The following is a 13,834-nucleotide window of genomic DNA, read 5'->3' on the forward strand; positions in this document are numbered from 1 at the left end:
GAGTACCCCCACCCATGGCAACGCAACCGCACCTGCTCGTGGACGAGGGAGACCTGAACGACGTCGCGCTGATTCCCGGCGACCCGGGCCGCGTCGACCGAATCGCGGCACAGTGCGATTCGTCCGAGGTCGTCTCCGAGAACCGCGAGTACAAGGTCGTCAACGCCGAGTACGAGGGCGTTCCCCTGACTATCTGTTCGACCGGTATCGGCTGTCCCTCCGCGACCATCGCCATCGAGGAAATGGAGGCCGTCGGCGTCGAGACCGTGATTCGCGTCGGCACGACGGGGGCACTCCAAGAGGACATCGAAATCGGCGACATGGTCGTCGCCACGGGGGCGGCGAAAGACGAGGGGACGACCCGACGCTACGAGAAAGACACCTATCCGGCAGTGCCCGACTACGACGTCCTCTCCGCACTGGTCGATTCGTCGGAGGCGAACGACGAAGACGTCCACGTCGGCCCGATTGCGAGCGACGACGCCTTCTACGCCGAAACCGACGAGTACGTCACCGACTGGGAGGAAGCGAACATCCTCTCGGTCGAGATGGAAGCCGCCGCGGTCTTCTCCATCGCTCGCCGAAAGGGGATGCGGTCGGGGGCCATCTGTACCGTGGACGGCAATCTCGTGAAGGGAACGCAGAAAGGCACCGACACCGAGGACGACGAACTCCCCGAGAAGGCGAGGAACAACGTCGAGCGCGCGATTCGCATCTCGCTCGACGCGGTCGTCGCACTCTCCCGGTAACAGAACGCATTTATTCTGGAATCACGCAGTTTGCCCTATGTTCGACGACCTGCGGATGCGGTACCACGCGGCGTTACGCCGTATCCGCCGGTTCGAGCGGCGCGAGGTTCGACAGTTCACGCGGTGGATCGAGCACACGCGAAATCTGACCCGCCTCACGATACTGGTAGTCGCGCCCCTCATCATCGCCGCCATCACGTGGATTTCGAACACGCTGGAACTCGTGTCGTTCCTGCTGTGGCCGCCGCTCGCCTCAGGGACGTACACCCTCTTCGCCGACCCGGAGGGGAAGTACGCCTCACCGACGAAGTTCGTCGTGGGGATGACCGCCGGTGCGCTCAGCGGCTGGGTCGCACTGGAGCTTTCCGCTCGGTACCTGTATCACGTCCAGTCGGGCCAGATGACGATTCACGCGGGCGGTGCCGCACTCGGCATCTTCTTGACAGTGCTGGTGACGTGGTCGCTCGACGTGGAACAACCGACGGCGTTCTCGACGGCGCTGCTCGTCGTCATGTTCCCGTTCACCGACGGAAGCGGATTCTTCGCGGGACTCGTCTACGTCCTCGGTATCGCCGTCTCCAGCAGTATCGTCGCCGGCGTGTTCGTCCTCTGGCGGCGGGAGTTCTACGAACGAAGGGCGCGCTACCTCTATCGCTCGACGAAGGGCGACGACCACGTGCTCGTCCCTATGCGCGGAGACGACGCCGAAGCGGCGGCGATGTTCGGCGCGAAACTGGCGGCGGCCCACGACGCTGGGAAGGTCGTCTTGCTCGACATCGTGGACGACACCGCCATCGAAGCCGCCGAGGAGACGAGGGGGGACTCCAGTACGAATCAGAAACTGGTCGACGCGGAGGCCGCCGACCTCGCGTCGGAAGAGGAAGTCGCAGAGGCAAAGGCCGCCGACGAAGCCGCGGAACGACTCGAAACCCAGGCCCACCGGATTCGAACACGGATGGGCGTCCCCTGTGAGGTCGTCGTGACCGGCGACGGGAAGACGTCCGCCAACACCGTGTTGAAGACCGCCCGCGAGGTGAACTGTGACCTCATCGTCACGCCCTACGAGGAGAAACACGGGGGGCTCTCGCCGTTCGTCAGGGGTCTCTTTCGGGGGCGGATAGACGCCATCGTGTACCGACCGGGGCCCGACAACGACAGTCGGTGGCGCTGGAAGCGCGTCCTCGTTCCCGTCCGACGGGCGAGCAACACGGCCCACACGATGATCGACTTCGCGCGGCGACTGGTCGGGCGCTCGGGGTCGGTGAGCGTCTGTACGTGTATCGACCGCGAGACGGAGCGTCGAAGCACCGAATCGACCCTCGCCGACCTCGTCGAAGCCTTCTCCGGGTCGTTCGAGACGCGCGTCTCGCGGAGTAACATCGAGGATTTCCTCACCGCGAACGACGACCACTACGACCTCATCATCATCGGCGCGAGCACCGACCGAAGCGCCGCCTCGCGATTCATCTCGCCGCCCACGTTCGAGCGGATGCACGAAATCGACTGCGACATGGCGGTCGTCCATCGGGGGTAGTCCACGGAGCCACAATCGACTGGACGCGTCGTCCGACAGAAACGTCGTACCGGTACGACCGATACTGAAACGGCGTCTGCGTAGCGTGGGATCGACGGTGCCGACAGGAAAGAAAACCACTTCCCGGACCCGCCCGTCACGACAACTATGCAGTGGAAACTCTTCGCGGACCTCGCCGAGCTCGCCGGAGGCAAGGAAGTATCCGTGGACGCCGAACCGGGCGGTACGGTCGGCGACGCTCTCGACGCCCTCCTCGACCCGCGCCCGGAACTCGAAAACCGAGTTCGCGGCGAGGACGGGCAGCTCCGCGACCACATCAACGTCCTCCGAAACGGGACGAACATCTTCACCGAGGACGGCCTGCAGACGGAACTCGAAGAGGGCGACGAACTCGCTCTCTTCCCACCCGTGAGCGGCGGTTGAGACGTAACCGGCCGACGAACGACGACGGCTCTCCGCCCGCGAACCCGACTGTCGCCGACGGGACTGTCGTCGGAGTACGGCTGCTTTCCCCTTCATGCAGAAGGGCGGCCTCCATTCGGACCGGTGCGTAGAACGAGAACAGCGATGAATGACAAGCGAACGCTAAACGAACTCCTTCCGCGAGGTGAGAACGAAGAGCGACTGTCGCTCAGCGAGCGTCTGAGCCAGTGGTTTCTCCTTCGGGGCGCGCGCACCTCGGTATCCGTGTTCTTGCTGGCCAGCGTCCTCGTCTTCATGCTCACGCTGTCGAGTATCCGACCGATAGATATGCGGACGCTCCTATCGGAGACGAACACGGTGCAATCGATGTTCAACACGCTTCTTTCCGGTATCATCCTGCTCGTCTCCATCGTCGTCTCCATCAACTCCATCGTCTTCTCCCAGGAGATAACCGACATCGAGAATCAACGCGAGCGTATCGACGCCTCGCTGCGGTATCGCGACCGCATCGAGGAGTTCATGGATTCGGACGTCAGCCCCGCCCGTCCGGCCGAGTTCCTGCGAGCGATACTCCACGTCATCAACCAGCAGACGACGGCACTGGCGAACATCGCAGCCAAGAGCGACGACGACGAGTTCCGCCGGGAGGCAGAGGCGTTCTCCGACTGGGTGACCGCCGACGCCGAGCGCACCGCGGAGACGCTGTCGAACGCCGAGTTCGGCACGTTCAGGGTGTTGCTCACGGGGCTCTACTACGACTACTCGCGCCATCTCAACGCCGCGCGACGGTTCAAGCGCAAGTACGGCCACAGTCTCGCCGACGACGAGCGAGAGGCGATAAACGACCTCGTCGACACGCTCAAGTTCTTCGCCACCGGCCGCGAGTACTTCAAATCGCTGTACTACAAGCGCGAACTCGCACGTCTCTCCAGTCGTCTGTTGTACGTCTCGTTGCCGACCATCGTGTTCTCCTCGTACGTCTTGCTCGCCCTCGATACGAACATCTTCCCCGAGACGTCGGCGTTCGGCGTCTCGCCGCTGTTGTTGTTCGTCAGCATCTCGTACACCGTCGCGCTCGCACCGTACATCATCCTGACCTCGTACGTCATCCGGGCAGTGACCGTGACGCTCAACACGCTCGCTGCCGGGCCGTTCATCCTCCAACGGGGGGCGAAAATCGACGAGTTCGATTGGGGCGAGAACGCGGCAAGCGAGTGGAACGCCGCTCGACAGGAGGGTAGTCACTCGGGGGACTGAGAGGTCACTCGGCGGTGAGGTCGGCCCCGAGTACGAAATCTGGTTCGTCGGACACGTCGACTCGACAGTAGGCCGTGTCGGTGACGAATCGGGGCGTCTCGGGAATCAACACACGCGTCCGGTCGGCACCGCGCGCTGCGGCGTCGCGGGCGATCGCCGCGAACAGCGCTCGCGCGGCCTCGGCATCTGCCCACGCGCCGACGGCGTACTCGACCCACGTCTCCTCGTCGCCGTCGTCGGTCTCACGGTCGTACTCGCGGAGCGCACAGGAGAACCCGCGAGTGCCATCGCCCTGCATGACGAAGAGGTCGCCCTGGTCGGCGGTGCGCTGGAGGTCGTCGCGGGTGAGTTCCGAGAGCGCCCACGACTCCTCGAAGTCGAGCGCGAGACCGCGAAGGTGGGCACGGGCGTCACTCCCGGTCCAGTAGCGCCACGCCGCGTTCGCATCGTCGGTCACCGTCAGGCCCGACTCAGCGTTCGGATTCGGGTCGGGATGGGCCCACCGGAACTCCGTAATCGGGTCGTAGCCCACGGCCCGCGACTGGCCGAGTCCGGCGACGTTCCACGAAAACACCATGTTCCGTTGGACCGTCGCGCCCCGCTCGCGCGCCCAGTCGAACAACTCGTCGGTGATGAGGGTGCCGACACCCCGTCCTCGGAAGTCGGGGTTGACGCGCATCCCCTGTCCCCACGCCTCCCACTCCGAGAGCAAGACCACCTGTGCGATACCGGCGACGTCGTCTCCGGTGTCGGCGACGACGGTGTGCGTTCTCTCGCCCGCTATCCAGTCGTGGTAGACGTGCGGGATGTAATCGCTCCCGTCGCGGTCGGCCCACGTGTTCTCGGTAAACGCGGCGACGGCGTCGTAGTCGTCGTGGGTAGCCTCCCGGAGTTCGAGGTCGGTCACTCCCATGGCACCGACCGTTCGGAAATCTCGCCCGCGAGGGGGTCTCGCATCGTCGCCGCTGGGTCGTCGCTGTTCGCCAGCGACCACATCAGTTTCACCTTGGCAGTGCCGGGGAGCATGTCTTCTCCCTCCACGATGCCGGCGTCTAGCAGGTCGCGTCCGGTGTCGTAGACGCGGTCACAGACGCGCCCCTCGATGCACTGACTGGTCATGACGACGGTCGTCCCACCGTCGACCAGTTCCGCGATGCGGTCGACCCAGTCGGTGTGGACGTGACCGAGTCCAGTTCCTTCCAGGACGAGGCCAGCCTTCCCCTCGGCGAGGTCGAGCGCTTCGACGCCCATTCCGGGCGTGAACTTCAGCAGTTCGACCTCGCTCTCTACGTCGTCAGCGAGCGCGAGCGTCTGTGCGCCACGCTCGCTGTAATCGCGGTGGAAGGTCACCTCGCTCGTGTCGTAGTCGACTTCTCCCAGCGGCTCCGCACCGACGGTCTCGAAGGCGTCTCGACGCGACGTGTGGTTCTTGCGGACGCGCGTCCCGCGGTGGAGCGCACAGGTGTCGTCGCTCTCGGAGGCGTGCATGCAGACCAGCACCTCCGCACAGTCCGATTTCGCGGCTTCGACGGCACAGACCGCGTTCATCACGTTGTCGGAGGATGGACGGTCCGCAGACCGTTGGCTCCCCGTGAAGACGACGGGAACCGGCGTGTCGAGCATGAACGAGAGCGCGGCGGCGGTGAACTGCATCGTGTCGGTGCCGTGCATGACGACGACGCCGTCCGCCCCGTTCTCGATTTCGTTCGAAACCGCACGGGCGAGGTCCTGCCACACGTCGGGTGTCATGTTCTCCGAGAGGATGTTGGCGACGACTCGCCCTCGGTAGTTCGCCCGCCCCGCGAGGTCCGGCACCGCACGAAGCACGTCTTCTGCGTCGAACTGCGCGGTGACCGCACCGGTTCGGTAGTCGACGGTCGACGCGATGGTTCCCCCCGTGCTGATGAGCGAGATAGTCGGCAACTCCGGGTCGAACTCGACGATGGACGAGTCGCTCGTCTCACCTTCTTCGATGTCGTACACGGACGATTCGAGGACCTCTACGTCGGCGTCGTCGCGGTCGATGCCGACGTTGTACCCCCCTTCGAGTTTGACGACGAGGTTGCTCGCCGTCGTCGAGGGCAACAACACTCCCTCGTAGCGCTGGTCTGCCCGCTCGATGCGGACGCGGTCGCCTGGATTCATACGACGAGGTAACGCGGCGTTCGACTTGAATCCACTCGTTTCGGGGAAAGGCCCATTACCGCGGGGAGTCAACCGCAGTCCATGACCCAGCGAACCCAGACGCGCGAGGCGAGCGACGACGTCTCGGACGTGTTCGGCGATGCGAAGAGCGGAGAGCAGTCCGCACAGCGTGACGGGGTTCGCGGCCGCGCCAAACGGAGAGCGCTCGGTATCTTCTCGCCGCGCTACTTCCTGCTGGCGACCGTACTGCTGACCGTAGCGATGTTTCTCGGGGGAGTCGTTCCGTTCGTGAGCAAACTCACCAGTATCGTCGCACTGTTCGTCGCGTCGTTCGCGCTCGGCGCGCTGACGAGCGGTTCACGAATCCTCGAGACGGCGACTGGTGGGATGGTCGCTGCCGGACTCACGCTCCTCCTGGGGAACCTCACCCTGCTTGCTATCGGCGGGACGACCGCCGCCGCGGTCGGTCTCGGAACCGGCTTCCTCGTCGCAGGACTCGGGGCGTACTTCGGCGGTGACCTGCGCGACGGACTGACGCGCGAGCTCTGAGTCCCGACCGCTACGCTCGTAGACGGGGTGTGACTGCGACTCGGTGAGCGTCATCGCGACAACGACCAGCGGTCGTCCTCGCGTTCGACGATTCCGCGCTCGGCCATGCTCGAGAGTTGTTCTTCGACGACGTGTTCCGGGGCGCTGATCTCCCGACTCACCTCCGTTACCGTCTCGGCGTCCGCCACGAGGGCGGCCAGTATCTCGGCGCGAATGCGATTCGCACCGTCTCCGTCCACCGCGTCTCCGAGGGTGTCGAGGACGTTGGTTATCTGTCCGTGAACCCATCGCTGTGCGAGCGACAGTTCGCTCTTTAACTCCTCCAGACAGTGTAGCTCTTCGGCGAGTTCGGCGATGTCATGTACCTGAGTGTCGCTCACCTGCGTTTCGCTCGCTCGCTCGCTTTCGGCGTTCCCTCCCTCTGTTGCCCGCTCACGCATGTACTGCATGTCGAGCGAGAGATACTGGCAGGCGCTCACGTCGAGATTGGTGCTCGCTGGATAGGCGCTCTTCATGCCGAACTCGTAGGGAGAAACGTCGACTTCGAGTCGGAGATTCCGGGCGATGTGGAAGTATTTGCGGCGCTGGTCGTCGGTCCGACTCTCGACCAACCCTGCTTCTTCTAGCTTCCGAAGGTGGTCGATGACCGCCTTCGGACTGACGCCGAGATACTCGCTAATCTCCGTGACGTAGCAGGGTTTGTGCGAGAGGAGACGCAGAATACGTCTGCGGTTTTCATTCCCGAGGATATCGAGCAGCGCAGCGGAGTCCATTCACGTCAACAACTTGGTAACGCGAACGGAAAAGCGTGTCTCTCGGCGTTAGACGATGAGACCGGTTCCGACCAGGAGCGAAATCGACGCGTCACCGACCGACGGGAGGGTTCCGTCGGTACCGTTGTTTCCGGTGCCGTTTTCGAGGGAGTCACGTTCGTTTCCGCGGTCGGTGCTAGAACCGTCACCGGCGCCGACGCCGACGGTGGAGTTGTTTCCAGTTCCGAGGGCGTCATCGACTCCGTCGCCGTTGCCGTTTCCGTTTCCATTATCGACGGAGGAGTTGTTCCCGACGCCAGAGACTCCGCCGCTGTTACCGTTTTCCGTCCCACCGCCGTTGCCGTTTCCGACGCCCGGCGTCTGGGTCGAGTTGTCCCTGCCAGGTGCTTTGACGCTCTGAAGTGAGCGTGCGACTTCCGCCACCTCGGGGCCGCCGACGTTGCTCGCCTGTTTGTCGAGTTCACGGAGATCCTCGACGCTCGTCCCAGTTTCCATGGCACGTGGTTTCGTCGTGTTGATGGCGTGTTCGAGCGAGCGAATCTGGCCGATTACCTCGCTCATCTCGGCCTGATAGCGGAGCGTGCTGATTTCACCGTTCTTCCGGGCTTCGACGAGCGACTGCTTGCGCTCGCGAAGGTCGTCCATCCGAGTCTGTATGTCGCCGACTCGCTTTTCGACGAGTTTCTTTCGTGCGGACTTGCTGTTCGTCCCGTTGTACCGGGCGACCCACAGACCGGAGTCTACTGTTCCTTCCGTTTGTGCCGTACTGACCTGCATGAACGACGAAATCTCGGCACCGAGCGACCCGTTCTGTGTGGAGGCGGTTTGCTCGTTCTGGAGCGAACTCGGGGGCATCGTCTCCGCGGGGTCGGTCGGTGCGGCAGCAGTCGGCACCGCGACGGCGAACCCGACGAGGGTAAGCGTCGCCAACAAGACGGCTCGAAGGGAATGCATCGAACGTCAATAACCACCCATTCCTTAAAAAGGCGGTAATTCGTTCGTTCTGTTCAGCGGTCGAAACGAGAGAACGAGAGACAAAGAGAGCGTTTAAAATACCATCAGGAGTGTCCTAATCGCTCGAACGAGCGGTGGGCTACGAGAACAGACATAAACGATAGAAGAACTGTTGCAAGGGGGAGCAAGAGTCCCGGTTCGTAGCGGAGTGGCGGGTGAAACGCGAATCCAGCGTTCAGGACGTATCCGTAGTCAAGCACGTCGCTCACCAGTGCCAGCCCGAGCGCCGCGACCAGCGCACCGCGAGTCGTCCGCCCGTAGTGCGGGATGAGAAACGCCTCGACGACGAACGCGAGGTGCGTAACGATGATACCCCAGTAGTCCCAGACAGCATCCGGGTCCCACGGCGGGCCGAAGTAGTCGCCGAAGCCGAGATTGAGCGCGACGAACGTCCAGATGCCGAACTTCACCAACCAGACGAACGCGAACGTGTGGAGGTAGGCCAGCGGGAGGTTCTGGGGGGCATCTGAGAGTCGCTTGCCGAGATTGGGGAGGAGCGTCACGAGTGAGGCGGTCACGAGCGCGAGCGCGGTGGGCGAGTCGGCGTAGAGCGGCCAGAGGAACGTCGGGACTTCGGGCATCGTCTCGACGTAAAACCGGATACCGACGAGCATGGCGGCGGCGTTGACGACGAGCAACCAGACCAGACTCGGCGCGTTCTCGAGATAGTAGCGGGCGTGTCGCTCCGACAGGACCATACCGGCATCCCGTAGGGAACGAGTAAAAGCACTGCTGTCACCGTCGACGAGCAGAGTACATAGACTTTTTTATATGGGGGGTTTGAACTTCCATATAAGTGTTTTGTGGAACAGCTATATGCTTATTACTCTGTGAGTGTTATTGGCACACATGTTCGAGACGTTTTCAAGCGGCTACTATCTCGGACGGTTGTACGTCGAACCGCACGAGGGAGACTACGCCGTCATGTCCCAGGACGACCACGAGCGCGTCAATCAAGCACTGTACACCTCCGGGGAGGGGGTAGAGCGTCTCGACTGGCCGCTCGTGATGAAAATCGACCAGCAACACTTCTCGGTTCACGCAGACGAACGGATACCCGAACGGACGCTCGCGGTCCCCGACTCCCTGCTGGACGGGACCCGTATCGAGAACCCTCCGGAGCTAAAAGAGGTGCTGCTCGCGAAAGCGGACCGCGTCCAACAGCTCCTGGGATTCCAGCGTCGGCACCCCGGGTTCGGAACGGACGGGGCGGTGTAACTCGAAAGCGAGATGCGGCGACGACACCGTCGCCTTCGACTCTTAATAAGGAGTTAAAGGACGCTAGTTTTACTCTACGCTCGTCGTTTCTACCGTCGAGACGGGGCGTCTCCGGGACAGCGTCGCCCGAACCGCCGTCATCCTGTCACGAAACCCGGGGCAGTCCGCATCCGGTACGCAAAAGAACGATGACATCCTACTTTCCGGTATGGTCTCGGCCGCCACGACGCTCGGCTTCCTGGTAATCATCCTCGTCAACACCGTCATCACGGCGGTCGTCATCCGGTTTTTCCGGCTTCGCCTCGCGACGCGCTGGGGAGCGGTCGTGTACACTTTGTTGCTCGTCCCGCTCGTCTACATCGCCACGACACTCGTGTTGAGTGGCGTGGTCGGCTTCGGCGGGAGCGGAATCAGGGATACGGGCACCGCGCTCATCCTCGTCTGGGTGCTGCCGTTCACGCTCGGCGTCTCCATCGACCTCTTCTGGATGCCCCCGCCCGACGAAATCGACGTTCCAGGCAAGCCGAACGGCGAACAGCAGAGTCGCTGAGGGGGCGACGGTGAGCCAACCGCCGCCCATCGCGACAGCGACCCCCTCCCAGAGGTACGCGAGTCCCGCGGGACCGGCGACGATACCCGTGAGGACGGTGCCGAAGCCGATTCGGAGCCACGGCGCCGGCGACCCACGCAACACGAACAGCACGTCCAGTACGTCGAAGACGAGCAGTGCAAAGAAGACGGCGCGCGTGCTCACTCGGATTCGACTCGACCGCTCCGGGCGCTCCGGTCGTTCGAACAGCGGGACGGTGAGACGAATCCGACTCGGCAACGAGACCGGCGGAATGCGTATCGGCGGGAGCGTGAACCCGAGTCCCGAATCGTCGTCCCTCTCTGCCATGGTGGACGTACGATTTCGAGCGTGAAAACTACTCACTTGCTCGCGGTCTACTCGTCTGCCGCTTCGGTCACGCGGTCGATGGTCGAGACGACGCTCTCGATGACTTCCTCGGGGGACTGGGTGGCGTCCACGCGGACGAATCGTCCCGGTTCTGCGTCCATCATTCGCTCGTAGTTCGCCTGCACCCGTGCTAGGAAGCCAGCCTGCTCGAACTTGTTCGTCGCACCGCTTCGCGCCGCCCCGGTTTCGGGGTCGACGTCGAGGTAGATGGTACAATCCGGCGGTCGCGTCCACGGTTTGTGGATGCCGACGATGTACTCCATCGGTCGCGTCACGTGGCCGTCCAGTGCCACGGCCTGATAGGCGTACCGCGAGTCCGAGTAGCGGTCGGAGATGACGAGTTTGCCATCGTCCAGCGCCGGTCGGACGGTGTTCGCGAGGTGGGCCGCGTGGTCGGCGGTGTAGAGAAACAGCTCCGCGATGGGGTCGGCGTCGTCGTCTTCAATAGAGCGGTCGACCGCCTCGCCGTACCACGAATCGGTCGGTTCGCGGGTGAACACCGCGTCGGGATACTCCTCTCCGAGCGTCTCCCAGACGGTGGTCTTTCCGCTCCCGTCCAGTCCCTCCAGCGTTATCAGCATACCCGGACGTTCGGGGTGAGTGGTAAAACGTTCGGGGTTTCGGGGCAAGTAGATTTACCTCCTTACGTGTACGTATCTGAAACCATGAAGATTCTCGTGACCGGTGGAACCGGGTTCATCGGCAGGAATCTCGTTCGAACGCTGGACGAGCGAGACCACGAGGTGACGGTGCTCGCTCGAAACCCGGACGAGGCGTCGCTTCCCGACGACGTCGAAGAGGCGATGGGTGACGTGACCGCACTCGCGTCCATCGAGGACGCCTTCGAAGGCCAGGATGCGGTAATCAATCTCGTCTCGCTCTCACCGCTGTTCAAGCCGCCGCGCGGACTGACACACACGAGCGTTCACCTCGGTGGAACGCAGAACGTCGTGCAGGCCGCAGAAGAACACGACGTCGACAAAATTATCCAGATGAGCGCCCTCGGTGCGGACCCGACCGGCCCGACCGAATACATCCGGGCGAAAGGGCAGGCCGAAGAGGTCGTGAAGAACTCCGACCTTCGGTGGACGGTCTTTCGCCCGTCGGTCGTCTTCGGTGAGGAAAGCGAGTTCCTCTCGTTCACGAAGAAGCTCACGCCCCCCTACCTCGCACCGCTTCCCGGGGGCGGAAAGACGCGATTCCAGCCCATCTGGGTGGGCGACTTCGTTCCGATGGTCGCCGACGGACTGGACGACGCTCACGACGGCGAGGTCTACGAAATCGGCGGCCCGGAGGTGCTGACCCTCGCGGAGGTGGGAAAACTCGTGCGTGGAGCGGACGGACAGTCCGTCACCGTCGTTCCGATTCCCATGGCCCTCGTCGGCATGGGGCTGAAAGTCGGCGAGTCGATACCGGGATTCCCGATGGGGGCAGACCAGTACCGGTCGTTGAAGTTCGACAACACAGTTCTCGACAACAACGTGACAAAATTCGGAGTCGAACCCGAAGAAATGACAACACTTCTAGATTATCTAGGGGTTATATCCGAATCGAACGATTGACAGAAGAAATGTAGTGTGGATATATCCAGACTTAAAGAGGGGTGTATGAAACGTGCCTGACCGCGATAAAATATGGCGATAATGCGGTTCAGTACGGCGAATTTCGAGACATATTGTCTTTCTACTAAATTAGTCATCACCACAAAGTTATAACCTTATTTATACTTATATTATATTAACGAAGAACTGTATCGAAAAATGAAACTCGCGATGATTGCTCTCGGTTCACCAACAACGGTGGCGCACACAGCGAAGACACCGCCCACACGACGAATCGAATCACGAGCCTCGTCCGAAAGGCTGCGCTCGGCCGTCTGACGCTCCCTTGCGAGATTCAGGGCACGGAGCGTGCACTGCTCGTAATGAGCGGTCCGCCAGAGCACCTGAACCGAAAAGGAATCGAGCGCGGTCGCAAGTGGCTCGAGGAGCAGACCGGCAGTATGGAAGTACGGGGCGGCGACTACCCGGTCAACGAACCGCACGTCGCCAGCGTCGTCTTGCTGTCGGGCGTAACGAACGTGCTGCGAATCAAGGAACTGCAGCAGGGTGCCATCGGGGCACAGGACAACATCAAAGAGATTCGACAAGAGAGCGAGACGAACCTCGAAAGTCTCGTCGAGGATGATGAGAATGAACTCGATCCGTTGTTCTAGCCTGACAGCGCTCTTCCTCGTCGTCACGCTCGCCCTCTCAGCAGTCGTTCCCGCTGCGGCGATTTCGACCGACCAGCAGGGCGTTCCGGACGACGCGGCGGTCGGTGAGAAAGTGACCGGGACGTTCACGCTAACCGACCTCTACGACGAGTACGAGCAGTGGAATCTCGCCGGCGAAACCGAACTGACCGACGTGACGTGGACCGTCACGACGTACGACCAGGCGGGGAACCAGAAGGAAAAGAAGTCCTACGACGGGCAGTCGTTCGATCACTCGCTCAGCCTCGACAGTGACGCGAGCGAGGTTCGGGTGAAGGTGACCGGCACCGTCCCCGAAGTCAAGAACTTCACCTTCGAGGACCAGCAGGCGTTCACGGTCGCCGAACTGAGCCAGTCGCGTGATGGCGGGAACAGTGACGAAATCGAGGCGTGGACGGCGAACCACCACACCGACGAGAGCAAAACGGCCCGTGAGGCCATCGACGACGCACCAAACGGTGCCGATACGTCGGATGCAGAGAGTACGCTCGACGACGCCATCACGGCCTACAACGGCGAGAACTTCGAACTCGCGGGCAACCTCGCGGACAAGGCGAAAGAGAGCGCCAACTCGGCCACGAAGCAAGCCAACGAGTCTGCCCAGACGACCAAACTGCTCATGTACGGTGGTACCGGGGTGCTGGCGCTCGTCGTCATCGGCGGGGTCGGTTACGTGAATTCGAGGAGAAAGCCTCGCCCTTTTGGGCGGGGATGAATCCGACAACGTATTCGACAACTGCCGACGATAGCAAGGCCGGATATTCCACGAGCGGTAACGTTACGCGTTTTTCTGCCGTATCTATACTCGGTAGTTCCCATCGTTCCTGATTACTGACTCGGTTTCTGGGGCGAGACGAGAGTAGCTGGCGCGGATGAGCGAATGATTCAACCAAAGACGGCGGTCTCACTCCAGTGAGAGCGCCGTCAGTCCAGCCAAGAGGCGAAGCTGTCGCTTACGCA

Annotated in this window: 16 protein-coding genes and 1 pseudogene; 11 read left to right on the plus strand and 6 right to left on the minus strand. The window is 62.4% G+C overall.

The window, feature by feature from the left end:
* Nucleotides 1-14: 14 nt before the first annotated feature.
* The 4 genes from ACR3FF_RS08005 to ACR3FF_RS08020 all read left to right on the plus strand — a co-directional run bounded on the left by ACR3FF_RS08005 (nucleotide 15) and on the right by ACR3FF_RS08020 (nucleotide 3,963).
* On the plus strand, nucleotides 15-749 hold the full coding sequence (locus tag ACR3FF_RS08005) for a nucleoside phosphorylase (protein WP_458187464.1): 735 nt from the start codon (nucleotides 15-17) through the stop codon (nucleotides 747-749).
* 37 nt (nucleotides 750-786) lie between these two features.
* Complete coding sequence (locus ACR3FF_RS08010; RefSeq protein WP_458187465.1) at nucleotides 787-2,283, plus strand: HPP family protein; 1,497 nt, start codon at nucleotides 787-789, stop codon at nucleotides 2,281-2,283.
* Between the two features lie 147 nt (nucleotides 2,284-2,430).
* The gene (locus ACR3FF_RS08015) at nucleotides 2,431-2,706 is read left to right on the plus strand and encodes a ubiquitin-like small modifier protein 1 (RefSeq protein ID WP_458187466.1); all 276 of its coding nucleotides are present in this window, start codon (nucleotides 2,431-2,433) and stop codon (nucleotides 2,704-2,706) included.
* Nucleotides 2,707-2,850: 144 nt separating this feature from the next.
* On the plus strand, nucleotides 2,851-3,963 hold the full coding sequence (locus tag ACR3FF_RS08020; protein ID WP_458187467.1) for a DUF7972 family membrane protein: 1,113 nt from the start codon (nucleotides 2,851-2,853) through the stop codon (nucleotides 3,961-3,963).
* Between the two features lie 4 nt (nucleotides 3,964-3,967).
* Here ACR3FF_RS08020 and ACR3FF_RS08025 read toward each other — a convergent pair whose 3' ends face one another.
* Both ACR3FF_RS08025 and gatD read right to left on the minus strand, forming a co-directional pair.
* Nucleotides 3,968-4,876: a GNAT family N-acetyltransferase gene (locus tag ACR3FF_RS08025; RefSeq protein WP_458187468.1), complete on the minus strand. Its 909-nt coding sequence runs from the start codon at nucleotides 4,874-4,876 to the stop codon at nucleotides 3,968-3,970.
* Nucleotides 4,867-6,108, minus strand: a complete 1,242-nt coding sequence (gene gatD / locus ACR3FF_RS08030; RefSeq protein ID WP_458187469.1) for a Glu-tRNA(Gln) amidotransferase subunit GatD — start codon at nucleotides 6,106-6,108, stop codon at nucleotides 4,867-4,869. Before gatD ends, ACR3FF_RS08025 begins: the two co-directional genes overlap by 10 nt.
* An 81-nt stretch (nucleotides 6,109-6,189) precedes the next feature.
* Here gatD and ACR3FF_RS08035 point away from each other — a divergent pair, with 81 nt between their 5' ends.
* Complete coding sequence (locus ACR3FF_RS08035) at nucleotides 6,190-6,657, plus strand: hypothetical protein (protein WP_458187470.1); 468 nt, start codon at nucleotides 6,190-6,192, stop codon at nucleotides 6,655-6,657.
* A gap of 50 nt (nucleotides 6,658-6,707) precedes the next feature.
* Here the strand turns inward: ACR3FF_RS08035 and ACR3FF_RS08040 are convergent, their stop codons facing one another.
* From ACR3FF_RS08040 to ACR3FF_RS08050, 3 genes are all read right to left on the minus strand, one after another.
* Nucleotides 6,708-7,430: an ArsR/SmtB family transcription factor gene (locus ACR3FF_RS08040; protein WP_458187471.1), complete on the minus strand. Its 723-nt coding sequence runs from the start codon at nucleotides 7,428-7,430 to the stop codon at nucleotides 6,708-6,710.
* Between the two features lie 48 nt (nucleotides 7,431-7,478).
* Complete coding sequence (locus ACR3FF_RS08045; RefSeq protein WP_458187472.1) at nucleotides 7,479-8,384, minus strand: hypothetical protein; 906 nt, start codon at nucleotides 8,382-8,384, stop codon at nucleotides 7,479-7,481.
* A 104-nt stretch (nucleotides 8,385-8,488) separates the two neighbouring features.
* Nucleotides 8,489-9,142, minus strand: coding sequence for a DUF1405 domain-containing protein (locus ACR3FF_RS08050; RefSeq protein ID WP_458187473.1), 654 nt, complete (start codon nucleotides 9,140-9,142; stop codon nucleotides 8,489-8,491).
* A gap of 151 nt (nucleotides 9,143-9,293) precedes the next feature.
* Between ACR3FF_RS08050 and ACR3FF_RS08055 the strand changes: the two genes are divergently transcribed.
* From ACR3FF_RS08055 to ACR3FF_RS08065, 3 genes are all read left to right on the plus strand, one after another.
* Nucleotides 9,294-9,662 carry a DUF5802 family protein gene (locus tag ACR3FF_RS08055; protein ID WP_458187474.1) on the plus strand — a complete coding sequence of 123 codons (369 nt, stop codon included), beginning with the start codon at nucleotides 9,294-9,296 and terminating at the stop codon, nucleotides 9,660-9,662.
* A gap of 208 nt (nucleotides 9,663-9,870) precedes the next feature.
* Nucleotides 9,871-10,212, plus strand: a complete 342-nt coding sequence (locus ACR3FF_RS08060; protein ID WP_458187475.1) for a DUF7991 family protein — start codon at nucleotides 9,871-9,873, stop codon at nucleotides 10,210-10,212.
* Between the two features lie 10 nt (nucleotides 10,213-10,222).
* The gene (locus ACR3FF_RS08065; protein WP_458187476.1) at nucleotides 10,223-10,585 is read left to right on the plus strand and encodes a hypothetical protein; all 363 of its coding nucleotides are present in this window, start codon (nucleotides 10,223-10,225) and stop codon (nucleotides 10,583-10,585) included.
* Between the two features lie 22 nt (nucleotides 10,586-10,607).
* Here ACR3FF_RS08065 and tmk read toward each other — a convergent pair whose 3' ends face one another.
* Complete coding sequence (gene tmk, locus ACR3FF_RS08070) at nucleotides 10,608-11,201, minus strand: dTMP kinase (RefSeq protein WP_458187477.1); 594 nt, start codon at nucleotides 11,199-11,201, stop codon at nucleotides 10,608-10,610.
* Between the two features lie 84 nt (nucleotides 11,202-11,285).
* Here tmk and ACR3FF_RS08075 point away from each other — a divergent pair, with 84 nt between their 5' ends.
* The 3 genes and pseudogenes from ACR3FF_RS08075 (at nucleotide 11,286) to ACR3FF_RS08085 (ending at nucleotide 13,589) form a co-directional block, all read left to right on the plus strand.
* Entirely contained in the window at nucleotides 11,286-12,182 is an 897-nt protein-coding gene (locus tag ACR3FF_RS08075) for a complex I NDUFA9 subunit family protein (RefSeq protein WP_458187478.1), read from the plus strand.
* Nucleotides 12,183-12,400: 218 nt separating this feature from the next.
* Nucleotides 12,401-12,835: pseudogene (locus tag ACR3FF_RS08080) on the plus strand (cell division protein); the annotation flags it as partial.
* Complete coding sequence (locus ACR3FF_RS08085; protein WP_458187479.1) at nucleotides 12,813-13,589, plus strand: hypothetical protein; 777 nt, start codon at nucleotides 12,813-12,815, stop codon at nucleotides 13,587-13,589. The pseudogene ACR3FF_RS08080 and the gene ACR3FF_RS08085, both read left to right, overlap by 23 nt.
* Nucleotides 13,590-13,834 lie beyond the last annotated feature (245 nt).

The sequence above is a fragment of the Haladaptatus ordinarius genome, from assembly GCF_054177595.1.

Excerpts from the sequence above, each read along its gene's own strand:
- ACR3FF_RS08005 (WP_458187464.1), top strand. The coding sequence starts at position 15 with ATGGCAACGCAACCGCACCTGCTCGTGGACGAGGGAGACCTGAACGAC.
- ACR3FF_RS08010 (WP_458187465.1), top strand. The coding sequence starts at position 787 with ATGTTCGACGACCTGCGGATGCGGTACCACGCGGCGTTACGCCGTATC.
- ACR3FF_RS08015 (WP_458187466.1), top strand. The coding sequence starts at position 2,431 with ATGCAGTGGAAACTCTTCGCGGACCTCGCCGAGCTCGCCGGAGGCAAG.
- ACR3FF_RS08020 (WP_458187467.1), top strand. The coding sequence starts at position 2,851 with ATGAATGACAAGCGAACGCTAAACGAACTCCTTCCGCGAGGTGAGAAC.
- ACR3FF_RS08025 (WP_458187468.1), bottom strand. The coding sequence starts at position 4,876 with ATGGGAGTGACCGACCTCGAACTCCGGGAGGCTACCCACGACGACTAC.
- gatD (WP_458187469.1), bottom strand. The coding sequence starts at position 6,108 with ATGAATCCAGGCGACCGCGTCCGCATCGAGCGGGCAGACCAGCGCTAC.
- ACR3FF_RS08035 (WP_458187470.1), top strand. The coding sequence starts at position 6,190 with ATGACCCAGCGAACCCAGACGCGCGAGGCGAGCGACGACGTCTCGGAC.
- ACR3FF_RS08040 (WP_458187471.1), bottom strand. The coding sequence starts at position 7,430 with ATGGACTCCGCTGCGCTGCTCGATATCCTCGGGAATGAAAACCGCAGA.
- ACR3FF_RS08045 (WP_458187472.1), bottom strand. The coding sequence starts at position 8,384 with ATGCATTCCCTTCGAGCCGTCTTGTTGGCGACGCTTACCCTCGTCGGG.
- ACR3FF_RS08050 (WP_458187473.1), bottom strand. The coding sequence starts at position 9,142 with ATGGTCCTGTCGGAGCGACACGCCCGCTACTATCTCGAGAACGCGCCG.
- ACR3FF_RS08055 (WP_458187474.1), top strand. The coding sequence starts at position 9,294 with ATGTTCGAGACGTTTTCAAGCGGCTACTATCTCGGACGGTTGTACGTC.
- ACR3FF_RS08060 (WP_458187475.1), top strand. The coding sequence starts at position 9,871 with ATGGTCTCGGCCGCCACGACGCTCGGCTTCCTGGTAATCATCCTCGTC.
- tmk (WP_458187477.1), bottom strand. The coding sequence starts at position 11,201 with ATGCTGATAACGCTGGAGGGACTGGACGGGAGCGGAAAGACCACCGTC.
- ACR3FF_RS08075 (WP_458187478.1), top strand. The coding sequence starts at position 11,286 with ATGAAGATTCTCGTGACCGGTGGAACCGGGTTCATCGGCAGGAATCTC.
- ACR3FF_RS08085 (WP_458187479.1), top strand. The coding sequence starts at position 12,813 with ATGAACTCGATCCGTTGTTCTAGCCTGACAGCGCTCTTCCTCGTCGTC.